This is a genomic window from Cobetia sp. 10Alg 146, assembly GCF_029846385.1.
Classification (GTDB): domain Bacteria; phylum Pseudomonadota; class Gammaproteobacteria; order Pseudomonadales; family Halomonadaceae; genus Cobetia; species Cobetia marina.
Window position 1 is genome coordinate 330,909 of sequence record NZ_JARWKT010000004.1, and the last position, 23,532, is coordinate 354,440.

Genomic DNA, 23,532 nt, shown 5'->3' on the forward strand with positions numbered 1-23,532 from the left:
GACGCCTGTGTCATCGCCTCGCCGTATCACTCTCAAGGAGCTAGCCGCAGAACTGGGCGTCTCCACCGCCAGTGTTTCCAACGCCTTCAACCGCCCCGACCAGCTCTCGCCTGCATTGCGCGAGCGGATTCTCGAGGAGGCCAAACGGCTGGGCTATCGTGGTCCGGACGCCAAGGCGCGAAGCCTGCGTACGGGGCGCTCACGGATCATCGCCGTGGTACTCGCAGAGACACTGACCTACAGCCTCAAGGATGCCGTCGCCAGCGAGCTGTTGTCGGGCATCGCCGAAGTGCTGGACGCCCACGGCCATACCCTGCTGCTGCTCTCGGGTCGCCAGGATGCCTCTCAGGTGCCGGGGTCTTCCAGCATTGCCGATGGCTTCATCGTCTACGGGCTGATGGCCAGCATGGCGCTGGTGGAAGAACTCCAGAGCGCGGGTCACAAGCCCATCGTGGCGGTCGACTTCGATCTGGGCGACCACCCCGCCATCCACGTGGATGATGAGCCCGCCTGCTACGCCATCGCGCAACATGCCCTGAAGACACCCGCCAGTCGCATCGGCATCGTCAACCTGCGCCTGACCGAAACAGCCTGCAACGGCCGCATCACCGAGGCCCATGCGCTGCTCCCGGCGGGTCGAACCATCACCCGCTCGCGACTGGCGGGTTTTCATCGTGCGCTGGCTGAGCGGGATATCTCCCCCGATTCTGTGACGATGTGGAACATCGAGGAAAACACCTACGAGGTCTGCGCGCCGGTGCTGGCAGAGATTCTGGATCTTCCGGCCAGTGAACGGCCAGACCTCCTGCTGTGCATGTCCGACCGCATCGCGTTGACCGCCGTGACCTTAGCGGAACAACGTGCCATCCGGATTCCCGAAGACCTGCGTATTACCGGCTTTGATGGTATCGAGGAAGGGCAATATCGCTCACCACGCCTGACCACGGTCCAGCAGGACAGTACCGAGAAAGGCCGCCTTGCCGCGCGAATGATTCTAGGGCTGGAACCCGCCTCGCCTCGCCTGCTCACTACCCAGCTGATCCAGGGTGAAACCTGTCCGTGAAGAGACCTCGCGGAGAGTGACGCTATGGGACTTGGCAGGTATTATCCCCAGCCCGTTCATCGCAGCCGAGGGAGGTTCCCATGCCGATCCTGCACAGCATCATTCACCGTATCGACAAGGGCAATAGCGAGACGCCGGCCCAGCTGGTGCCTGCCGCCACGACCCTGGCGGCATCCGATGCACTGGAGGATCTGGTGTCCGGGCTCAATGATGCCTACCACGGCAAGGCCAAGAACTGGGGCCGTTTCAATGAAGACGCGCCTGCTGCCTTCCCCACGGAACTGGCGGCCTTCCTCGCAGGTGATAGCGATTTCGCGAGCCTGACCCAGACGCTTGCCAGTCGTCTCATGCCGTTGATCGATGACAACCTCCCGACAGGCGGCCATCTGCTGGTGGTGGATCACCAACAGGGGGAGACACGCCATCTGTTCATGGCGTTGCTGCACCATCGTGATGGTTTCGCGATCGACGAGACCCTTGCGGTGACGCCTGCCCGTCAGCTCAACCTGACCCAGATGTCATTGGCCGCGCGACTGGACATCAGTCAGTGGCAAGGCAGTTCGACCTCTCACCCCTATCTGTCCTGGGCGCGCGATCGTGGACGCACCAAGCTCGCCGAGGCCTTCTCTGAAACGCTGGGCGCGCAGGAGCAGCGGGATGCCGGGCAGGAAACCCGCACCCTGCTCAAGGCGTTCAGCGACTATGTCGAGAAGGAAGACATGGCCGAGGAAGCCAGTCGGCAGAAGACCGATACCCTGGTCGATTATGCCACCGACCAGGCCAAACTCGGCGAGCCGATCACGCTGGATCAGCTGTCTGAGCTGATCGATGAGGAGCACCCGCAGGCCTTCTACGACCACATTCGCAACAGCGACTATGGGCTGTCACCGGAAATCCCGCCGGACAAGAAAACGCTCAACCAGTTCAAGCGTTTCACCGGGCGCGCCGCGGGCGTCTCGATCAGCTTTGACTCGCATCTGCTGGGCGACTCAGTGGAATACGATGAGGCCAGCGATCGTCTGATCATCAAACAGGTCCCGACGGGCCTGCGTGATCAGCTCAAGCAGCGCTAAGCCTCTGATCAGACAACATCGCCTGATGCATATCCGTCAGACACACGAAGGCCAGGCATCTGCCTGGCCTTCGTGTGTCTGACAAGAAACCGTGTGCCCCGGCCTTTACAGCCCTTCGAGAATCTCATTCATCTGGGCACGCACACTCTGCAAGCCATTGCCGGAGAGATACCAAAGCCCCGGGGATAGCACGATAACACCAATGTCCGCACCGCCAGCATCGGCCAGCGCGGCCTTAAGCGCGTCAGCATCCATCGGGGTCTGGCCAATGGCAGCACTGCGATCAACCACATACAGAACATCCGGCGCCATCTCGACAATATTCGCTGGCGTCAGCGGGTAGAAAGTACGCTCACCACGGCTGACCGGCTCTACGGAGTTCGGCAGCGCCGGCTGATCGATCTGCAGCAGCTCAGTGACAATCGGCTCCTGGCGCAGAACATAACGACCGTCGTTATGGGTCACGACCAACGCGTCAAGATCTTCCGCCAGCCCTTCACGCGCCGTCGCAATATCCAACTTGAGCGCTGCCAGCTTCTCACGTGCCTTTTCCTCGACATGATACGGGGACGCCAAGCTAAGTACCTTGCCGCTCAGTGCTTCGAAGTAGTTGCCTTCTTCGAAAGTGACATCACGCGTCTCCGCCACAGCCTTTAGCACCTCAAGTGATCCAGATTGACGACCGGTGACCAAAATCAGGTCCGGCTCCAATCCCGCGATCGCCTCGACATCAGGCTCCTTGAGCCCGCCGATATCTGCCCGACCTTTGACCAGATGTGACACATAGGCGGGCGCAGATTGATGTGGAACCCCGACGAGGTGCTCAGCTAATCCCAGCTCATCCAGCGTATCGGCAGCGCCCCAGTCCAAACTCACGACGGAAGGGCCATGCTCTCCCCCGGCGACTTCGTGTGCCTGTGCACTCAAGGGTAAAGCAGCCAACAACAGAGTAGAGACAGACAGGGTGAGCCCAGCGACGTTCATCGACATTCTCTTTTATTGAATAGTAATTAATATCATTTGTGTTTGCGATGCTAGCACGACTGCTTCCCCAAAATCATGCAACTGTGCGTTGCACAACCCGCAATTTACGAGCAACCCCATGCCACTACCAAGAGTTGCGAAAAACGCAACTCTGACAGCAGAGAAACACACCTGAACTAAAAAATACGAATGTTTATCATTTATTTTCGTAAATACGAAAAAAAGATCGACATTGAAGCGATAGCGCCTGTCGCATTCCCTACCCGAAGTCGACGTCAACAGAGCACTCAGTGGCCCACAACCCTAAAAAACCTCGTGGCTCAATAACGACATAATCGCGACCTCAAGGATCCAGGAACATGACAGTCCCCGCACTCCCCTTTGCTCGATCGGCCTTGGCTATCGGTATCGCCGCCGCTTGCCTACCTGCTGGCGTACAGGCTGACGAATCCAGCCAGTTGGAACCTGTGGTGGTGACAGCTTCCGGCTACGAACAGGTGATCTCGGATGCCCCTGCCAGTATCTCGGTCATTACCGGCGAGCAGCTCAACAAGCAGTCGTACACGGATATCACTGATGCCATGGATAATGTGCCTGGCGTCTATGTTACGGGGGGCGGGAATTCTCAGGACATCAGTATTCGAGGGATGGACAATAGCTACACGCTTTACATGATCGATGGCCGCCCGCTCTCGGCTGGCCGCTCCGTCAATACCAATGGCAATGATGAAGGCAAGCAGATTGGCCTCCCCCCGATCTCGATGATCGAGCGAGTGGAAGTGATTCGCGGACCGATGTCATCGCTGTACGGCTCACAAGCCATGGGCGGCGTCATCAACATCATCACCAAGAAGGTGGCGGATGATTGGTCGGGGTCTGTCACGACGGAATATACCCACTCGCTCAACGACATCAGCAACGACGGGCAGCAGCTGAGTTTCTATACCAGCGGGCCGCTCATCGAAGGCCTGCTCGGGCTCAAGGTTCACGGCAACTGGACCGGTTATGAAGAAAGCGATTACCAGGGCAGTGATGACAATGCCGAAAGCACGCCTGACAGCGACATTCGTCAAGGGGGGGCCGAATTCACGCTGACGCCGGATGAGGACAATACGTTCACGCTCGGCTATACCGCGTCCAAGCAGGAATATACCCACAATGCCGGCGTGAGCATTGCGGATGATTCCGAAACCAGTCGCTATCGCTATGACAAGGACGTCTACACCCTCGGCCACAAGGGGAGTTACGGCAGCTTCCTCACGGACACCTATCTACAGCACGACATTTCGGAGAACGTGCTGGATTCCGATGACGAAAAGCGTGAAGAAGTCACCACGTTCAACAACCAGACCACATACTTCTGGGGCGATCATATGCTGACCTTCGGCGGTCAGTACAAATTCGAGCAGCTGACGGATGAGACCAATGGCTTGCTGGCCTCAAATGTCCCGGGGGCTGTTGATAACGTCGATCGCTGGATTGCCGCACTATTCGTCGAGATGGAATGGAGTCTGACCGAGGACCTCAACGTCACCACCGGCTTGCGCTACGACGACGATGAACTGTTCGGGGGTCATCTCTCTCCACGCGTCTATGCCAATTATCACCTTGATCCGCAATGGACGCTCAAGGGCGGGGTCTCCACGGGCTACAGCCAACCGAGTCTATCCGATGCAACAGAGGGCTTTGGACGTCGAACTGGCCAGGGCAGTGCCGTCATCATCGGCAACGAGGAGCTGGATCCGGAAACCAGCACCAACTACGAGCTGGGCACCGTTTTCCAGAACCAGTCAGGCACACTCAGCGCCGGCGCCACCCTGTTCTACACCCAGTTCAAGGACAAGATCTCCGAAGACCGCCTCTGCCAAGGCCCGGATGAAGGTTTCTCCGATCCCGCCTTCCGCGAGTGCAGCTATGCCGGCACTGATTACTATTTCGTCAGCACCTACCGCAACATCGACGAAGCTGTCATGCAGGGCATCGAGCTGTCACTGGACTATGCCATCACGCCAAGCGTGAATCTTAGCTCCAGCTACACCTACACCGACTCCGAGCAGAAAAGTGGTGAATTCAAGGGCGAGCCCTTGAACAAGATCCCGGAACATATGCTCAACGTGGCGCTGGACTGGCAAGCCACTCACGATCTCAACCTGTGGGCACAGGGGAACTACCGTGGCGAAACCAGTGATTACCTGTCACGTACCAGCATGAGCGAAGGCACGCCGAGCTATACCTTCTTCGATGTGGGTGTCGTCTATGCATTGAACGAGAGCGCTCGCGTCAAGGCTGGCCTCTACAACATCGCTGACAAGGAAGTCACCAATGACACCTACGGCGTGGTGCTGGATGGCCGCCGGTTGAACCTTGGGCTGACCATGGACTTCTGATCCTCGACCAGATCCACTCATGCTTACGCAACAAGGGGAGCCGAGGCTCCCCTTGATGCATTGCAGCTCATGGTTTCAAAACAAGACGTCAGTCATGGGGCCGGTGTCTTCATCAGCAGCTTCCATCAGATCCACGAGACTCGCTGCCACTTTCCTCCAGCAACCACTCGCGAAAGGCTTGCACCTTGGCAAGCGTTGCCCCCAGGCCGATGAATCACGTAATAGGCCAAGGAAGACGCGCATATTACCTCATCGAAAAGTCTCACCAGACGCCTTCAAGCAATTACATCGTGAGCCATTACCGCACGAGCCAGTGCAATCCCCTGCTTATCAATTGCAACCTGCCGCTCCGAAGCGGAGTTATTCATCGATGATCCATGACGTATTGCGAGTGGGTTACCTGGCAGTCGTTCTCAAGGATTGCTCGAACCTGTCCAGGAAGAGGTCGGCTTCCGAGCGCTCGATGCACAGTGGCGGGCGGATCTTCAAGGTGCTTCCGGACTTGCCGGCCCCGCCGATCAACACGCCATTGCGCTTGAGGTCGTTGATCAACGCCGTGGTGCGCTGGGCGTCCGGCGCTCCGTCACGCGTCGGGTCACAGAGATCCAATCCCAGGAACAGCCCGGCGCCTCGTACATCGCTCACCTCCTCGAAACGTGCCTGAATATCTTGGAGCTGTCGCTTGAAGTACTCGCCTTGACGTGTGGCATTGGCCATCAGGTCTTCCTCGTCGATCACGTCCAGCACCGCCGTGCCCGCCGCCACGGCGACCGGTGAGCCGCCGAAGGTATTGAAGTAGCCCACATCGGTATTCAGGACCGCCAGCAACTCCTCGCGTGCCGCCAGCCCGGACATCGGGAAGCCGTTGCCCATCGGTTTGCCCATGGTCACCACATCCGGCGTCACGCCGTGGCGCGAGAAGCCCCACATCCCCTGCCCCGTGCGCCCGAAGCCGGGCTGGACCTCATCGGAGATGAACAGGCCGCCCCGGGCCTGCAGGAGTTCGACCGCGGGCTTCAGGAAACCTGCGGGGTCTGCATAGATGCCATCGCTCGAGAAGATGGAGTCGACCAGCAGCGCCGCGCATCCATGGCCCCTCGCCTCCAGCTGTTCGATGCCGAACCGCACCTGCTCGGCGAACCAGGCGGCCGGGTCTGCCTGCTCACTCATCCGGGAGATCGGCAGGATATGCACGTGATCCGGCGGCGTTCCCTGCTTGTAGGAGGATGGTGAGACTTCCGTCACGGCGGCCGTGTTGCCGTGATAGGCCGCCTCGGTGACGATGATCCCCTGCCGGCCCGTCCAGCCACGCGCCAGCCTCAGCGCCATGTCGTTGCTTTCACTGCCGGTACACATCATCACCAGTCGATTGAGCGTGCGCGGCAGCGTGTCCAGCAGGCGCTCGGCATAGCGATGGATGCCTTCGTGCAGATAGCGGTTGTGCACGTTGAGGGTCCCCATCTGTTCGGCGACCGCCTGGACCACGCGAGGATGGCAGTGGCCGATGGACGGCACATTGTTGTAGACATCCAGGTAGCGCTTACCTTGATCATCGAACAACCAGACCCGCTCCCCTCGTACGATGTGCAGCGGCTCCTCATAGAAGAGCATGGACGTCGGCCCTACCGTTTCCAGCCGCTTGCGTACCAGTGCGCCGATTCGCGCATCTGCCTTGTCGATGTGCGCCATGCTGAAGGCGTTCTGATCCAGAATCCCGCGTACCTTTTCCATCACGCCATCCTCACCTTGTCATTGATTGCCCGATCTGTACCTGTCCAATCTGTACTCGTCCGATCAACATCCGCCTGATCGTCGTGTTCTTGCATGCCCGGTGTCTGCACGACACCTTGCTGGCCCTCTCGTGACTGGCCCCCTCGTTGCTGAACATAGCGCCGCGCCATGATGGCCGTATCCCGGCTGAAACCATCACTCAGTGTCTTGCCTTCCTTGCTCTCCTGATGCGTGGCCAGCCAGGCACACAGCAGAATGCGACGCAGCATGATGAAGGTATCCAGCATTGCTTCATCTGCCGCAGGGAATTCGGCCACCGAACGATATCCCTTGATCCAGGCGTCTCTGAGCTGCGGGATGCACGAATCCGTCTCGTGGAAGCTGATCGCCGCAGCGAAGTCATAGGCATACCAGCAGAAGCCGCAGTCATCGAAGTCGATGATCGCCATGCTGTCCTGTGACACCAGCAGGTTGGTCAAGCGCAGGTCGGCATGGACCAGACCGAACTGCTGTGGCGCCGTGCCATACAAGGCAATCTCCGACTTGAGATAAGGGATGGCAGCATTGATGGCCTGGGCCTCTTCCACCGTCATGCCCGGCGCATTTCGCCAATCGCCCCACAGCCCACGGGGCGAGATCATGCTTTCCAGGTCCCAACGCTTGCGCACGAAGCCCTCCGGGGGCTGCCAGCGACGGCTGTGTTCGTGCAGCGTGGCATTCATCGCGCCCAGCCGTTCAAACCACTGCGGCAAGTCATCGCCGATATCCGGCTCACTGCCGACCACATGCTCGAAGGCCACCACGTACAGGGATTGCCCGCCGGCGGAGATGCTCAGCACAGAGCTGCCTGTCGTGGTCATGACCGGGGCCGGCGTATTGATCCTTGCCGTCGTGCGCAGGTCATCGATCCAGGCCAGCTCGGACTCGATCTCCTCCCGGCAGTGATAGTCCGGGCGGTGAACCCGTATGATGATCCTGCGTCCCGCCTCGTCGTCCTCGGCCAGAAAGGTCGCGTTCTCTGACATGGTCAGCAGCGAGATCCGCGAGGTTTCCGCCATGTGCCATTTTTCCAGGCAAGTGACCAACTCGTGTCTTGTTTGATTTATCAGAGTTTCCGTATACATCTCACCACCTCGCTGACATGGGAAGACCGGGGATCTTGCGGTCTCGGTGTCACACTTCGTCTGCGGTCAGAAGCCAGTGGCCAATCTCACGACCCACGATCTGGCTCACGGCATGACTCTGTGCGCGAAAGTTGCATGACTCAGACTAACGACAGCGTGAGGTGATGCGTTATCAGCATCCGGCAAAGCTGAAAACACCAACAAGAACAATGAGTTGATTGATCAATGCACGAAGATGTATCACGAACGGACGACAGTGATGCCACCTGGCAGCACGGGATTTTCGAGCATGCACCAGGCAAGTGCACACGGGAGGCATGGGACGTCAATGAACAGGCGCATAACCTGACCGACTGGTCGCAACACTACGATCAGTACGGTCAGGGCGCCTTCTACGGACGTATCGATGAACTCCATCTGCCGGGAATGCAGGTATTCAAGGAATACACCAGCCAGGCATTGGACCAGCAATGTCATGTCTGGCCGGATTCCCTGTGGATCGGTATTCCCGCCGAGCGACAGCCCTGCCGGATCAATGGCTACGCGCTTGAGAAAGGCGACATCATGTGTCAGCCGGGCGGACAGGATTTCGCGCTGACCACGCCAGACGCCTTCGCGATCCACTGTCTCGTGCTGCGGCGTGACTGGCTGCTCTCGATGGTGGGGGAATCGGCGCTAACACTGCTGGAGAGTGACCCGCAACACACGATGCGCCTCGGGGTATCGCAGAAGACTCGCCGAGCGGTCACCTTCCTGATGGAAAGACTACTCAAGCGGCAGCGTCAGGGGTTCGAGGTTCAGGTGCATCAGGGCATCCTGTCACTGGCCGTGACCGCCATCCTCGAAGAAAGGATCCCTCTCACCGACCGCTATCCCAGCTACCACCACCGACGACAGGTCGTAGAGCGGGTGCGAGAGCATGTGAACGGCGCAGCGCCTGTCCCGATCAGCATCGACATGCTCTGCGGCATCGCTCATGTCAGCCAGCGAACGCTGCACAACAGTTTCACCAGCATTCTCGGTATCAGCCCGATGCAGTTCATCCGCCTGAATCGCCTCAATCAGGTGCGGCGACGGCTGTGTGAACCTCAGGCAACGAGTACGATAGGACAGATCGCCAGCGACTGGGGCTTCTATCATCTGGGCCAGTTCGCGCAGGACTATCGCCGCCTGTTTGGCGAGAGTCCCTCGCACACCCTGTCGCGCCATCGACGCAAGAGGTAGGCAGCAACGGGCGATCGCAGCAGAAGGTAGCAGCAGAAGACAGCAGACAGCAGACAGCAGACAGCAGCACAAGGTAGCCGAAGAAGGAGGCTGCCAAAGGCGACAGACGCGGGTGGCACAGGGAGACGTGCCCTGCCCATCCCCCAACACCTGCCCATATCAGGGACAGGTTTCCTCGGGGAGGAAAATGCATGACGGATCAGTTGTCACATGAACAGAATCATCTGCTAGCGGGATTGTCCGCCGAGACGACCCAACGCCTGGCAGCGCATCTGGAGCCGATCCATCTGTCGCTTGGCCAGGTGCTGTATACCGCGGGGAGTGCCTTGAGCCACGTGTACTTCCCGATTGATGCCATCGTGTCGCTGCTTTACGTGACCGAGAATGGCGCATCCGCCGAGATCGCGGTCGTCGGCAACGAAGGCCTTGTGGGAATTGCGGTGTTCATGGGCGGCGAAAGCACCACCAGCCGTGCCATCGTGCAAAGCGCTGGCAAGGCGCTGCGACTGCCGGTGCATCACCTGAAGGCGGAATTCAACCGACATGGAGAAATGCTTCACCTCCTGCTGCGCTACACGCAATCCCTCATCACCCAGATGTCCCAGACGGCCGTCTGCAACCGACACCATTCGATCGATCAACAGCTGTGTCGCTGGTTATTGCTGTCGCTGGACCGTCTGCCAGGCGATCAGCTGGACATGACGCAGGAATTGATCGCCAACATGCTCGGGGTGCGCCGTGAGGGGGTCACGGAAGCCGCAGGAAAACTGCACAGGCAAGGTGTCATCGAATACCACCGCGGGCATATCACGGTACTCGACCGCCCCAGGCTGGAGCAGCTCTGCTGCGAGTGCTACGCGGTGGTAAAGAAGGAAAGTGATCGTCTGATGCCCTATTCCATGACACTGCCGATGACAGACTCTTCAGGAGACGACACCCCTTCCCTGTGAGCACTGCGCTCTCATGCAACGGCTGGCCGAGACCGAGACCGGAACCGGGCCCGGGGTTGTGTGCGCTAGCGAACCGACGAAAGCACAAGGCTATCGCATACTGTCTGGTGATGGATTTCCGCGCGCCCTACCGGGACTCGCGCATCGACCAGGACAGCGCTCGTGACCCTTTTCTCAGGCAGGATATTCCGCGCTTATCCCCCGACAACCCCCTGGCATGACACTGCTCCGGTGCGAGGCGAGCTGTTCAGCATCGAGCGTCTTGAACAGCACGCCTCAAGCCTTGCGCTGGCACAGAACGTGACGGAAACCCCCTCTCGCGTCCTGCCACTGTCGAGACGCCTTGAAGACAACGCCAAGGTACTGTTGAAAGCGTATCGCGCCAGTGCAAAGGAAGTCGCGGAAGACCGCGATATCGTCCCTGCCGCCACCTGGCTACTCGACAATTATCATCTGATCGAGGCGCAGGTACGTGAGATCCGTGATGACCTGCCACCCGGCTATTATCGCCAGCTGCCCAAGCTGGCCGAGGGCCCTTTCACGGGATACCCCCGTGTCTTCGGGATTGCCTGGGCCTTTGTGGTCCACACTGACAGCCATCTCGACCTCGACACGCTTCATGGCTTCATCCAGGCCTACCAGCGTGTTCAACCCCTGACGATCGGTGAGCTATGGGCGGTGGCCATCACGCTGCGCATCGTGCTGATCGAGAACCTTCGCCGGCTTGCCGAGCAGATCGTCAATGAACAGACGGCACGCAATGACGCCGACACCCTGGCAAGTCAGTGGCTGATTCCCGAAAGCCAGCATCACACCCTGGACCCCACCACCCTGCCTCAGGGCAAGACACCGCTGACGGCACCTTTCGTCGCCCAGCTGGCCAAGCGCTTGCGCGGTATCGATACGCGCACTCATCCCATGATGAGCTGGCTGGAGCGTCGAGTCCGTCTGCAGGGCTCCTCCATCGATGAGCTGGTACAACGGGCTCAGCAGCGTCAGGGCGCCGCCAACGTCACCGTCCGCAATATCATTACCAGCATGCACTTCGTCTCGAGCATTGACTGGGCCGATGTCTTTGAAAGCCTCAGCCTGGTCAATGCTCGCCTCATGGACGCTCCGCGTTTCTCCACGCTCGATTTCCCGACCCGCAACAGCTATCGAAGTGCCATCGAGCAATTGGCACGTGGCTCTGAGCACAGTGAGCTTCACATCACCCAATGCGCGCTGGTGGCGGCTCGCGAGGCGGCAAGCGCCACCGAGGATGCCAATGAGTCAGCGCGACGAGGTGACCCGGGGTATGTGCTGATCGCGGCGGGACGCAAGGCATTTGAAGACACCCTCGGATATCGACGTACAGGGCGCCAACACCTTCGCCACTGGTGCATCGCAGGCGGCATCAGTGGCTATGTCGGCCTGATCGTCCTGACCACCGCGGCGCTGCTGTGGATGGCCTTGCAGGGCATCGCGTCACTGTCCTCGGAGGCATTCAGCGCTGGATGGATGTGGCTGCTCGGCCTGCTGGGGCTGCTGCCCGCCACTGAGCTTGCGACCTTGCTGGTCAGTCGTCTCATCATCTTCTGTGTCGGACCGCAGCCATTGCCCAGTCTCGACCTGTCCGAGGGCGTACCACCTGACTTGCGCACCCTGATCGCCGTGCCGACCCTGCTGACCCGCGAGGCAGATCTCCAGGAGCAGATAGAGCGCCTGGAAGTGCACTATCTGGCCAGCGGTGGAGGCTCGATCTTCTATGCCCTGTTGACCGATGGCGTGGATGCGGCGCATGACGTCATGCCAGAAGACACTCGACTGCTATCGTTCGCCAACGCGGCCATTGCGGACCTGAATCTGCGCCATGGCGACAATGAGGGATTTCCCCGCTTCCTCGTCTTGCATCGTCGCCGAGTCTTCAATGACAGCGAACACTGCTGGATGGGGTGGGAGCGCAAGCGCGGCAAGCTACATGAGCTCAATCGCCTGCTGCGCGGTGCAGACGACACCACCTTCCTGCCCACTGAACGCATACCGGCCGGGGTACGCTATGTGATCACGCTGGATGCGGACACTCGCCTCCCTCGCGGGGCCGCAAGCAAGCTGATCGCCAAGATGGCGCATCCTCTGAATCATCCCCGGTTCGACAAGCACCGCCAATGCATCGTGGAGGGGTATGGCATCCTTCAGCCCCGTGTCACGCCGTCCCTGCCGATGGGCAGGCAGGGCTCCCTCTTCCAGCGCCTGTTCTCGGCACCCGGCGGGGTAGACCCCTATGCGGCCGCCACCTCGGATCTTTATCAGGATCTATTGGGCGAGGGGTCCTTCGCCGGCAAGGGTATCTATCAGATCGATGCGTTCGAGGCAGCCCTCAAGGGGCGCGTCCCAGACAACCGCGTGCTCAGCCATGATCTGTTCGAAGGGGTCTTCGCGCGCGCCGGTCTTGCGTCAGACATCGAGGTCATCGAGGACTTCCCGTGCCGCTATGAGGTCTCGGCCAAGCGCACCCACCGCTGGACCCGTGGTGACTGGCAGCTGCTGCCATGGATCGTGTCACGCAAGATGCCATGGACCGGACGACTGAAGCTCATGGACAACCTGCGGCGCTCACTGCTGGCGCCGCTACTGCTGTCGTTTCTGGTCGTGAGTTGGGGATTGCCTCTCTCCGCCGCTCTGCTGGGCACGCTGTGTGTGATGATTGTGATCGCCGCCCCGCCGCTGATCCCTCTCGTGCTGTCGCTTGTGCCAATGCGCTCCGGCATCAATCTGCGGCACTATTTCCAGCAATGGGGCAATGACCTGACGCTTGCCGCCTCCCAGACACTGCTGTGGATTGCCTTCCTGCCAGACCAGGCCTGGCGAATGCTGGATGCCATCGGGCGTACCTTGCTGCGTCTGACGATCACTCGCCGCCACCTTCTCGAGTGGACCACCGCAGCTCAGACTTCCGGGCAGCCGCGACTGTCACTGGGTGGCGCTTATCGCAGCATGGCGCCTGGGACATTGCTTGCGCTGTGCGCCGCTGCCGGTGTACTCAGCCAGTCCCCACAGACCTGGCCGGTGGTGGTGATGTTCGCCGCCTTGTGGCTCGCCGCCCCGGCGATAGCGCAATGGGTCAGCGGCTCAAGAAGTCTTGCCCCGCAGGCCGCCTTGTCCTTTGAGGAAAACCGCGAGCTACGCTTGATCGCTCGCCGAACCTGGCGCTTCTTTGAAACCTTCGTCACCGCGCGTGACAACTGGCTTCCGCCGGACAATTTCCAGGAAACTCCTCAGCCCGTCATCGCGCACCGCACCTCGCCCACCAACATGGGCCTGTATCTCATCTCCATTCTGGCCGCCCGGGATTTCGGCTGGCTGGGTGCCAACAAGAGTGCGGAACGTCTGGAAACCTCGTTGAAGGTGATGCAGTCGCTGGCAAAGCATCGCGGACATCTCTTCAACTGGTATGACACTCGAGATCTCAGGCCGCTGGACCCGAAATATGTCTCATCGGTCGATAGCGGCAATCTGGCCGGACATCTGCTGGTCGTCGCCAATGCCTGCGACGTCTGGGCGAAGACCTTGCCATCGGAGAATCTTCACCAGGGCATCATGGACCACTTGAGTCTGGTACATGAATGCCTCGCGCAGGCCCCCTCGGCCCATGCTCAGCAGATGACGCGCCTGCGTCCCGGCATCGCCGCGATGGAAGCCCACTTGCAGGCGACCTCCTCCGAAGGATTCATGGAACAGCTGCCCGCCTTGCATCCTCTTGCGGATCACGCCACCCACCTGGCTCATGAGGTGCTGCGACACGTCCACGCCCCCTGGGCCGAGGACCTGCTGTACTGGATCGGTGCCATGCGCACCTCGATTGCCGAACATTGCCATGATGCAAGAATGATCCACCATCCCGACCCTCGTGAACGCCTGATGGCACGTTTCCACGAGATTGCCTCCACTGCCAGACACATGGCGCTGGAGATGGATTTCACGTTCCTGCTCGCACCAGAACGTCAGTTGCTGTCAATCGGATACTCGGTAGAGGGCAACATCCTCGACAGCAGCTGCTATGACCTGCTCGCGTCTGAAGCCCGTCTCGCCAGTCTGTTCGTGATCGCCAAGGGGGATGCCCCGACACGTCACTGGTTCCGCCTCGGGCGCACGGCCACTCCGCTGGAAAATGGCTCGGCACTGATCTCCTGGTCGGGTTCGATGTTCGAATATCTGATGCCGTCGCTGGTGATGCGCGCGCCGGCAGGCAGCCTTCTGGAACAGAGCAACCGTCTGGCCGTCGCCAGACAGGTCGCCTATGCCAGCGCATTGAAGGTGCCATGGGGGATTTCCGAATCGGCGTACAACGTACGCGATGGCCACTTCACCTATCAGTACACCAACTTCGGCGTCCCGGGCCTGGGGCTGAAACGGGGGCTGTCCGCCAATCTGGTCATCGCGCCCTATGCCACTGCCCTCGCCGCGATGGTGGACCCTGTCGGGGCATACCGGAACTTCCTGTCGCTGCAGGAAATGGGCGCCCAGGGACGACACGGGTTCTATGAGGCGCTCGATTTCACTCTCACCCACGTCTCCGCAGGCGAGCGCTTCGCGATCATTCGCAGTTACATGGCCCACCATCAAGGCATGACGATCGTCGCCATTGCCAACGCGCTTCACGACGGGAACATGCGCGAACGCTTCCATCGAGAACCGATCATCCAGGCCTGCGAATTGCTGCTGCAGGAGCGTGTCCCGCGCGACATGTCGATCACCCACCCTCGCGCCGAGGAGGTCGCGTCGGCCCCGAACGAGACGCTCGGTGAAAGCCGTGCCATCCGCCATGTCACACAGCGTCTGGTGGGCGCGCATCTCACCCACCTCCTCTCCAATGGGCGCTATTGCATCATGCTGACGGCCAGCGGAGCGGGCTATAGCCGCTGGCAGCATATCGCCATCAGTCGCTGGCTGGAGGATGCCACCTGCGATCATCTGGGCAGTTTCGTCTTCCTGCGCGACCGCAAGACGAAAGCCCTCTGGACGGCCAGTGACTCACTGCCGGGCAAGGCAAATGAGGAGGCGCTCGCCCCGGCAGATCACGAAGCCACCTTTGCCGAGGATTACGTTCGCTATACCCATCGCCAGGACAACCTGACCACGCATCTGGATATTCTCGTCTCTGGCGAGGACGACAGCGAAGTCCGGCGCATCTCGCTCATCAACAGCGGGCGAACGGCCCGCGAGATTGACGTGACCTCCTATGCGGAGCTGGTCCTGACGGCGCCCGCGACCGAGAACGCCCATCCGGCGTTTGCCAAGTTGTTCGTGGTTACCGAGTACCTGGAAGAATACGCGGCGCTGGTCGCGACACGTCGCCGTCGCAGTCCGGATGATGATGAAATCTGGGCGGCGCACTTCGCGGTCGTGGAAGGCGAGACCCTCAGCGACCTCCAGTACGAGACGGACCGGGCGCATTTCATCGGCAGGGGTCGCACGGTACGCACAGCGACCGCTCTGCAGGCCGAGCACCCCCTGACCAACACCACGGGCACCGTGCTGGACCCGGTATTCTCCCTACGACATTGTCTGAAGGTCCCGCCGGGCAAGATCACCCGGATCGCGTTCTGGACGGTGGTCGCGGACACCCGTGAGGCCTTGCTGGATCTCATCGACAAGCACCATGACCGCAGTGCCTATGAACGAGCCAAGACACTGGCCTGGACCCAGGCTCAGGTTCAGCTCCATCACCTGGGCATCACGCCGGAAGAAGCGACGGACTTCCAGCGCCTGACCGCGCCGATCCTGTATGCCGACGCGCGCTTCAGGGCCTCACGAGACACCATGGCCCGCGGAGCAGGGCCACAATCCGCACTCTGGCCATTGGCCATTTCCGGAGACCTGCCAATCGTGCTGGTGCGCATCGATGCCATCGACGACATGGCACAGGTGCGTCAGCTGCTGCGCGCTCATGAGTACTGGCGAATGAAGCGTCTCGGGGTCGATCTGGTGATCGTCAATGAGCGTGCCTCTTCCTACGTCCAGGATCTCCAGCAAGCGATCGAGGCGGCCGTCAACAGTAGCCAGACACGCCCGCGCATCCATGAAGGGCACGATCAAGGCTCCGTCATCGTCCTGCGTGCGGACCTGATGAACCTTGCCTCCCGCCTGTTGCTGCAGTCCGTGGCCAGAGTGATGCTGCTGGCTCAGCGTGGGCCGCTCGCCGATCAACTGGCCTTGATACCGCCGTTACAGCTCTCCGCGCCCGTCCAGGCCTTCCCCGAGGTGGCCACGCCTCCCACCGCGCAGCACACTGCCACCCGACAAGACGAGTCCGCGGCGCTTGAGTACTTCAATGGCCTGGGCGGCTTCGATAAGCACGGCAAGGAATACGTGACGATTCTGGAGCAGGGATGCACCACACCCGCTCCGTGGCTCAATATCATCGCCAATGAAGGCTTCGGTTTTCAGGTATCGGCAGAAGGGGCGGGCTACACATGGGCGGACAACAGCCGCGAGAACCCCCTCACGCCCTGGTCCAATGACCCCGTGATGAATCCTTGCGGTGATGCCATCTATCTACGCGATGAAGACAGCCTGGCGGTGTGGACGGCAACGGCCTCGCCGATCAACGACAACGGACGTTACGTCGCGCGCCACGGATTTGGTCATAGCCGTTTCGAACACGAAGCACAGGGTATTGCCCTGGACCTGATACATTTCGTCCCGCTGAACGACCCCGTCCGCATCTCGCGCATGACCCTGGAGAACCGCTCTGATCGGCCGCGCAGACTCTCTGTCACCGCCTATGCCGAATGGGCACTGGGACTCACCCGCGGCACATCCGCTCCCTTCGTCGTCTCGTGCAAGGATGATGACACTGGCGCACTGCTGACCAGCAATCCCTGGAGCATGAACTTTGCCGGGCGCATCGCCTTCGCTGATCTCTGTGGCCTGCAGACGTCATTCACGACAGACCGCTGCGAGTTCCTGGGGCATGGGGGGCACCACGCCGCTCCCGCCGCTCTCACCGGGAACACTCCCCTGTCCGGTGCCATCGGGGCTGGCTGGGATCCCTGTGCGGCACTCCAGTGCCTGATCGAACTGGCCCCCGGAGAAAGTGTCGAGATCGTCTCCTTGCTGGGGCAAAGTCATTCACGTGAAGACGCCAGGCACCTCATACATCAGTATCGACAGGCTGATCTCGATGCCGAGCTCGCCGCCGTCACCGCGTATTGGCAGGATCGACTGGAGGCCGTGCAGGTCTCCACCCCGGATCGTGCCATGGACATCATGCTCAACGGCTGGTTGCTCTATCAGACCCTGGCCTGCCGGATCATGGCTCGCTCTGCCTTCTATCAGGCCAGTGGCGCCTATGGTTTCCGTGATCAGCTGCAGGATGGCATGGCGCTGTCCTTCGCCAGTCCAGACACCACACGCCATCACCTGCTGCGGGCCGCATCACGCCAGTTCGTGCAGGGCGATGTGCAGCACTGGTGGTTGCCGCATTCAGGCCAGGGCGTCCGCACCCGCATATCCGACGACCGCGTATGGCTGGCGCATGCCTGCGCCCAGTATGTCCTGACATCAGGGGATATCGAGGTGCTGGATGAGTCCGTCAATTTCCTGGAAGGCCCCCTGCTGGGCAGTGATGAACACGACGCCTTCTTCCAGCCCATGATCGCGGATACGGCGGCGACGCTGTATGAACACTGTGCGCGTGGCCTTGATCAATGCCTGACACTGACGGGAGAGCACGGCCTGCCATTGATCGGCGGCGGGGACTGGAACGATGGCATGAATCGAGTGGGAGAAGCCGGCAAGGGAGAAAGCGTCTGGCTGGGATGGTTGCTGATTCGCACCCTGGACCTCTTCGCCCCTCATGCGGAACGCCGTGAGGGGGAAGCGAGTCGAGCGGCATGCTGGCGTGCCCATGCCATCTCGGTGCGTGAGGCCATCGAACAGCATGCCTGGGACGGAGCATGGTACCGGCGCGCGACCTACGACGACGGAAGCTGGCTTGGCACTCGGGAGAGTGAGGAGTGTCGTATCGACTCGATAGCCCAGTCCTGGGCAGTCCTGTCCGGGGCCGCTGACCCACGCCATGCCCTGCAGGCCATGCAATCACTGGATGAAGAGCTGATTCGCCACGACCCCGGGTTGGCACTGCTGTTCTGGCCGCCCTTCGATCATCCCGAGCGAGATCCGGGATACATCAGCGGATACCCCCCTGGACTGCGGGAAAACGGCAGCCAGTACAGCCATGCCTCGATGTGGGCCATTCTGGCCTATGCACAGCTGGGACAGGGCGATAACGCCGTTCGGTTGTTCTCGCTGCTCAACCCCATCAATCATGCGCTGTCTCGACAGGACACGGCGCGCTACAAGGTAGAACCCTACGTCGTGGCTGCCGATGTGTATTCCATCGCCCCCCATGAGGGTCGTGGCGGCTGGACCTGGTATACGGGATCCGCTGGCTGGATGTATCGGGCGGGACTGGAAGGCATCCTGGGCATCCGTCGCGAAGGGGACGTGCTGATCATTGCCCCGAACCTGCCTGCCAGCTGGCCGGGATTCACGGCCACCATCAGCATGCTATCGACTCACTACACCGTGGAAATCAAGCACTCCACCCTGGAAGACCTCACCCTGACAGAGGCACACATCAATGGGGACACCACCCTGTGTGAAGCAGGCGAAGTCCACTTGCCTCTGGATGGCGGACATCACCACCTGAAGCTGATGATACCGGCCCGCCCTTCCCCCGACATGCTAAAGGAACCAATGTCATGAGCCTTCATCACCTCGAATCGATGCACATCTCCCGGGAGGGACACCATGAAGTACTTTCTTGATTTCCTGTTATCGGGCGGCACTGTCTATCAGAACCTCATGAAGTATGTTCCCGAAGGCAGCCCCCCCTACTCACACTGGTTCCCCATCGCGAGCACGCAGGATATCCCTCACGATGGCGCGACCCTCCGACTGCCCATCTCGCTTCTGCTTGAGGGAGAACTCAAGCAAGTCATCATTGAAGGTGCCATGAAGAAAAGCATAAGGAGTTACGTCGATGCCGAAAGTGGGGTCTGCGAAGTGAGCTGCCACGTCAGCGTCGACCGATTGCTGCACAAGGATGGCCGTGAAATCGCCGCACTCTCGAAAGACTTCGGCACCATTCCCCTGTCGGCGACAAGCTGAGCCGCACCTTGTGTGCGGGTGCAATCCGGCCATCTCGAAATCTGCTTGAGCGGGATGACGCCCAGCATCTTACCGGCGGAACCGAAACGCTGATCTAGCAGCTGCGTCGCGATATTCACGCGGACAAGGTACTGACTGGACAGGTCGTCCGTCATCTCGAGCGCTTGCCAGACAGGATTGCGCCGAGCGTCGAGGATGGCAGCGGGCAACGCATGAACTGTGAGGTGGAGCAGGTCTTGTTGGCTGTTCCGCCACGTCAGGCACTCCAGCATATCCAATTCACGCCGGCACTCCCGAGCGCCTTGACGGCACAGTGGCAGCAAAACGCGACCTGGATGGCACTCCATGCCAAGAATACCGCCATCTACGATCGTCCTTTCTGGCGCGAGGCCGGCTTGTCCGGCACCGCACGCAGCGCGCGTGGCCCAATGGTGGAGATTCACGATGCCAGTCCAATCGAAGGCCTCGGTGCACTCTTCGGATTCGTGGGGGTACCAGCTGGTCTACGATGTCAGATCATGCCGGACGCATTACGTCAGCACTGCCGCGCACATCTGGGTCGCTTATTCGGCCCTCAGGCGGCCAGCCCCCAAAGCGATGTTCTCAAGGATTGGGCAACCTCACCGTTCATCGCGAGCCCGGCAGACCTGGAAGGCGTGGCATCCCATGTCTCGATCCCGCCACCGTAAGCGAATGAAGTTCCTAGGCATCTACACCTGTTCGGCATTGCCAGTGAATAGTCGCCACAATTTCCAGGCCATGTCGCGAAGGCCATTGACGCCGTACGCCGTGGTGTCGAACAGATATCGACTGCCCACTAGCGAAAATTTCACTGTCTGGATAGTCGATATCGCTCTCCTCGCTAGACTGCCCCCCCCCAAAGTGGCACCGCTGTATTATGGCTCGAGGCCACGATATGAAGCATTTAGAGCTCGCATGACGGATGCGTGCTTTTCTTCCCCAGTTTCCATATGGCGCATAAATGACACCTCAATAGCCCATGGTCTTTACCCAGACAACACTAATAAATGATGGCAACGAAACATCTCCACAAATGATATTTACCTAACCCCGGCCATCTGCTAGATTTGGATTATCGAGGCAAAATCCTCGGTCGGGTTTGGCGACTCGAATACCTCTAGGCGCATCAGCGCCCCAGACCATGATAGGCGCTTTTTTTGTGCCTGCCATGCGTTATGGCGGTCGTGCGTGGGAGACCCTCGGGTCTGCCGGTTTCCTAGAGTGCCGGTTCGCCAACCTGCGTACGGCCGCCCCCATCACTGTTTGGCGACAGCGGGAGCGGCTCCTCAACTCTAGGAGCTTCAACCATGGTCATTCAGACTACGGCATCTCCGCGTAGCCCCGATCTGCCCACCCCCTATGGCGGCTATCCCGATCCCCCTTCCCAAGACTGTCGCGCACGCGTTGTTGACGACTGCAGTGAGGTGCTGTCATGACCTCAAATTCTTCTCACACCATACCAACACCTTCATCTACTCCTCATGTGCCCTCTGTTACGGGCAAGACAATAGCCGAGTCTACCAAGACGCCTGAGACTTCGGTGTCATACGACTCATCATCTACCATCACCTCAGAGAGCCAACGTCACTCTCCTCCCCCTCACACCTCAAGCACTCCCACATTCCAAGACTCCTCGACTGCGGCAGCTTATCGGCGAGGACAGTTGATCAAACAGCACTTCCAGCAGTGGCTGAAAGCACTGAAGGATAAGCCGACCCATTTCACAAAAGTCAGCTGCCGCAACGAGCTGATGAAACATCCAGAGTTGGCGGGCTATAAACCCATTATTGTCCTGCAGCGTGTCGGTGACCTGATCGATCGCCTGGTCATTGATGGTCACGTTGTGCAATCCGACACCATCGGCAAGCGTCGCCGCGTCTATCAACTCATCGATAGCACTTCGGAGTGCTCACCGGATATCCCACTGCCGAGCAATCGTCAGGATCTTCCCACGTCGAAAACCGACAGCACATCGCATCTACCGCTCGATGAAGCACTGCAGGAACAACGTCGAGCCTTGAAAAAATCCATGCGGGCCGCGAAGGCGGAAGCCGAGCACCTCTATCAGCTGGCAAAGGACTATCCGGAGGCGAAACCAGACATCGCTTTGCTTCAGGAGGATGCGATTCAGCGCGCTTGCGAACTCCAGGGACAACTGGCCGCCGTGCTGGCGCTCTCTGCAAAACGCCATGCTGGAGGTGCCTCATGACGCCGCGTCAGATCAATCGATTACTGCCCTCTCTGACAAGCCCGACACTCAGAGCCTGGCAAGCGCGTTGTATTGAGACAGCGCTTCAACGCCTTTCGGATCAGCAGCCCCATTTCCTGTGCCAGGCCACCCCGGGTGCGGGCAAGATGCTGATGGCAGCCGTCCTGACTGAGGAACTGATTCTCAACGGGAGCATAGATCACGTCATCTATCTGGGCCCTACCTCCGCCGTGGTAGAGCGTGCGCGTGAGACGTTTTCGCAGATTCTGGGGCGTCCCATGCAGGGCAGGCTGGGGGATGTCGGTATCGCGCTGACCTATCAAGCGCTCAGCTTCCGCCTGGAGGAACTCAAGCAACTCTGTCGCCAAGGACGTGTCCTGCTGGTCTGGGACGAAAGCCACCATGCCGCCGGCGCGACAGCATGCGCCGCAAAAAACGCCCACACCAGCTCGGCAGTCACCGGCGCCAATCAGTGGGGGTTGGCGCTCTTGGCATTGGAGCGCGATGTTCGCTTTACGCTCGCCTTGTCAGGCACCCCTTGGCGCACTGATGGCAGCTGTCTTCCCATGCTGCGTTATCTGGCGCCGAGTCATGAAGTCGCCACGACATCCGAGCAAGCGGTGCCAACACTGACATCGGCTGACAGTGACCGCCTCGCGCTGATCCCAGACTTCACTTATACCCTGCGTGATGCCATCCAGGATGATGTCTGCCGTACTCCCCAGATATACCTGATAGATAACGACGACATACGTCTGGTGGCAGAACAGCAGGCGCAGCGTGAGACACTGTATTACCAAAGCATCCCGGCCTTGTTACGTCATCCCGGGGTGCATTACGCCGCCTTGCTGCGTCACCCGGGGCCTCAGCAGCATTTGCTGGACATCAGCTGCCAACGCTTGCGACAGCTTCAGGAGAAAGACCCGACCGCCGCAGGATTGGTGGTGGCATCCAATATTTCTCATGCAGAAGACATCGCCGATTGTCTGAAACAGATGGGTCAGACGGTGTGCCTAGTAACCAGCCAGACGGAAGGAGCGCACGCACGACTTGAGGCGTTTCGCTACGGCCATACCTCGTGGGTTGTCTCTGTCAACATGGTCAGTGAAGGGATCGACATTCCCCGCCTGCAAGTATGTTGCTACCTCAGCCACGTCAGAACCGAGCAGTATTTTCGTCAGGTACTAGGCCGGATCATACGACGTCGACATACACAGGATGATGCGTGCTATTTCTATGCGCTCAACGAAAGCACGTTACGGCACTACGCCTACCGGCTGTTTGACGACTTGCCCGACGAGCATGCTGCAATCCAACTGGATTCCTTCTCCTCCCCAACACTACCCGCCCCGATCGTCTATCCAGCCACTGATTCGATAGCCTCCAACGACCCCGGCACGAGCGGAGAACTCCCCACGATTGACATGCATGGCGCGCCACATGCTCAGGCCCCCATGAGTGAGTGTGTGAGCTTCTCAGAGGGAGTACGAGAGATCACTCTTGATCTGGCAAATGATGTGGCGTTCTCCAACGCCTTCTTGGCGCGCCTGGTATCGCTCTGATCACAGGAGGCGACTCGGCAGCCACGCCCGCCCGAACAGCAGATGATT

At 60.0% G+C, this 23,532-nt stretch carries 12 protein-coding genes; 9 read left to right on the forward strand and 3 right to left on the reverse strand.

Annotation, left to right across the window (positions count from 1 at the left end; all coding sequences use genetic code 11):
• The first annotated feature begins 7 nt into the window (after positions 1 to 7).
• Positions 8 to 1,063: a LacI family DNA-binding transcriptional regulator gene (locus QD172_RS09705; protein ID WP_279855637.1), complete on the forward strand. Its 1,056-nt coding sequence runs from the start codon at positions 8 to 10 to the stop codon at positions 1,061 to 1,063.
• An 80-nt stretch (positions 1,064 to 1,143) separates the two neighbouring features.
• Complete coding sequence (locus tag QD172_RS09710; protein ID WP_279855638.1) at positions 1,144 to 2,136, forward strand: nucleoid-associated protein; 993 nt, start codon at positions 1,144 to 1,146, stop codon at positions 2,134 to 2,136.
• A gap of 105 nt (positions 2,137 to 2,241) precedes the next feature.
• Here QD172_RS09710 and QD172_RS09715 read toward each other — a convergent pair whose 3' ends face one another.
• Positions 2,242 to 3,120, reverse strand: coding sequence for an ABC transporter substrate-binding protein (locus QD172_RS09715; RefSeq protein ID WP_279855639.1), 879 nt, complete (start codon positions 3,118 to 3,120; stop codon positions 2,242 to 2,244).
• A 359-nt stretch (positions 3,121 to 3,479) separates the two neighbouring features.
• On the opposite strand from QD172_RS09715, the gene QD172_RS09720 reads away from it, so the two are divergent.
• On the forward strand, positions 3,480 to 5,507 hold the full coding sequence (locus tag QD172_RS09720) for a TonB-dependent receptor (protein ID WP_279855640.1): 2,028 nt from the start codon (positions 3,480 to 3,482) through the stop codon (positions 5,505 to 5,507).
• Between the two features lie 396 nt (positions 5,508 to 5,903).
• On the opposite strand, the gene QD172_RS09725 is transcribed toward QD172_RS09720, so the two are convergent.
• Positions 5,904 to 7,238, reverse strand: a complete 1,335-nt coding sequence (locus QD172_RS09725) for an aspartate aminotransferase family protein (protein ID WP_153635487.1) — start codon at positions 7,236 to 7,238, stop codon at positions 5,904 to 5,906.
• A complete protein-coding gene (locus QD172_RS09730) occupies positions 7,238 to 8,296 on the reverse strand; it encodes a phosphotransferase (protein WP_279855641.1) in 1,059 nt (352 codons plus the stop codon). The genes QD172_RS09725 and QD172_RS09730 overlap by 1 nt, the downstream gene beginning before the upstream one ends.
• A gap of 291 nt (positions 8,297 to 8,587) precedes the next feature.
• On the opposite strand from QD172_RS09730, the gene QD172_RS09735 reads away from it, so the two are divergent.
• From QD172_RS09735 to QD172_RS09760, 6 genes are all read left to right on the forward strand, one after another.
• Positions 8,588 to 9,586, forward strand: a complete 999-nt coding sequence (locus QD172_RS09735) for a helix-turn-helix domain-containing protein (protein WP_279855642.1) — start codon at positions 8,588 to 8,590, stop codon at positions 9,584 to 9,586.
• 191 nt (positions 9,587 to 9,777) lie between these two features.
• Positions 9,778 to 10,536, forward strand: coding sequence for a Crp/Fnr family transcriptional regulator (locus tag QD172_RS09740; RefSeq protein ID WP_141391901.1), 759 nt, complete (start codon positions 9,778 to 9,780; stop codon positions 10,534 to 10,536).
• 162 nt (positions 10,537 to 10,698) lie between these two features.
• Entirely contained in the window at positions 10,699 to 19,287 is an 8,589-nt protein-coding gene (locus tag QD172_RS09745; RefSeq protein ID WP_279855643.1) for a glucoamylase family protein, read from the forward strand.
• A 45-nt stretch (positions 19,288 to 19,332) separates the two neighbouring features.
• Complete coding sequence (locus tag QD172_RS09750; RefSeq protein WP_084208949.1) at positions 19,333 to 19,692, forward strand: hypothetical protein; 360 nt, start codon at positions 19,333 to 19,335, stop codon at positions 19,690 to 19,692.
• A 1,684-nt stretch (positions 19,693 to 21,376) separates the two neighbouring features.
• The gene (locus QD172_RS09755) at positions 21,377 to 21,922 is read left to right on the forward strand and encodes a hypothetical protein (protein ID WP_279855644.1); all 546 of its coding nucleotides are present in this window, start codon (positions 21,377 to 21,379) and stop codon (positions 21,920 to 21,922) included.
• Positions 21,919 to 23,484, forward strand: a complete 1,566-nt coding sequence (locus tag QD172_RS09760; protein WP_279855645.1) for a DEAD/DEAH box helicase family protein — start codon at positions 21,919 to 21,921, stop codon at positions 23,482 to 23,484. Before QD172_RS09755 ends, QD172_RS09760 begins: the two co-directional genes overlap by 4 nt.
• Positions 23,485 to 23,532: the final 48 nt, after the last annotated feature.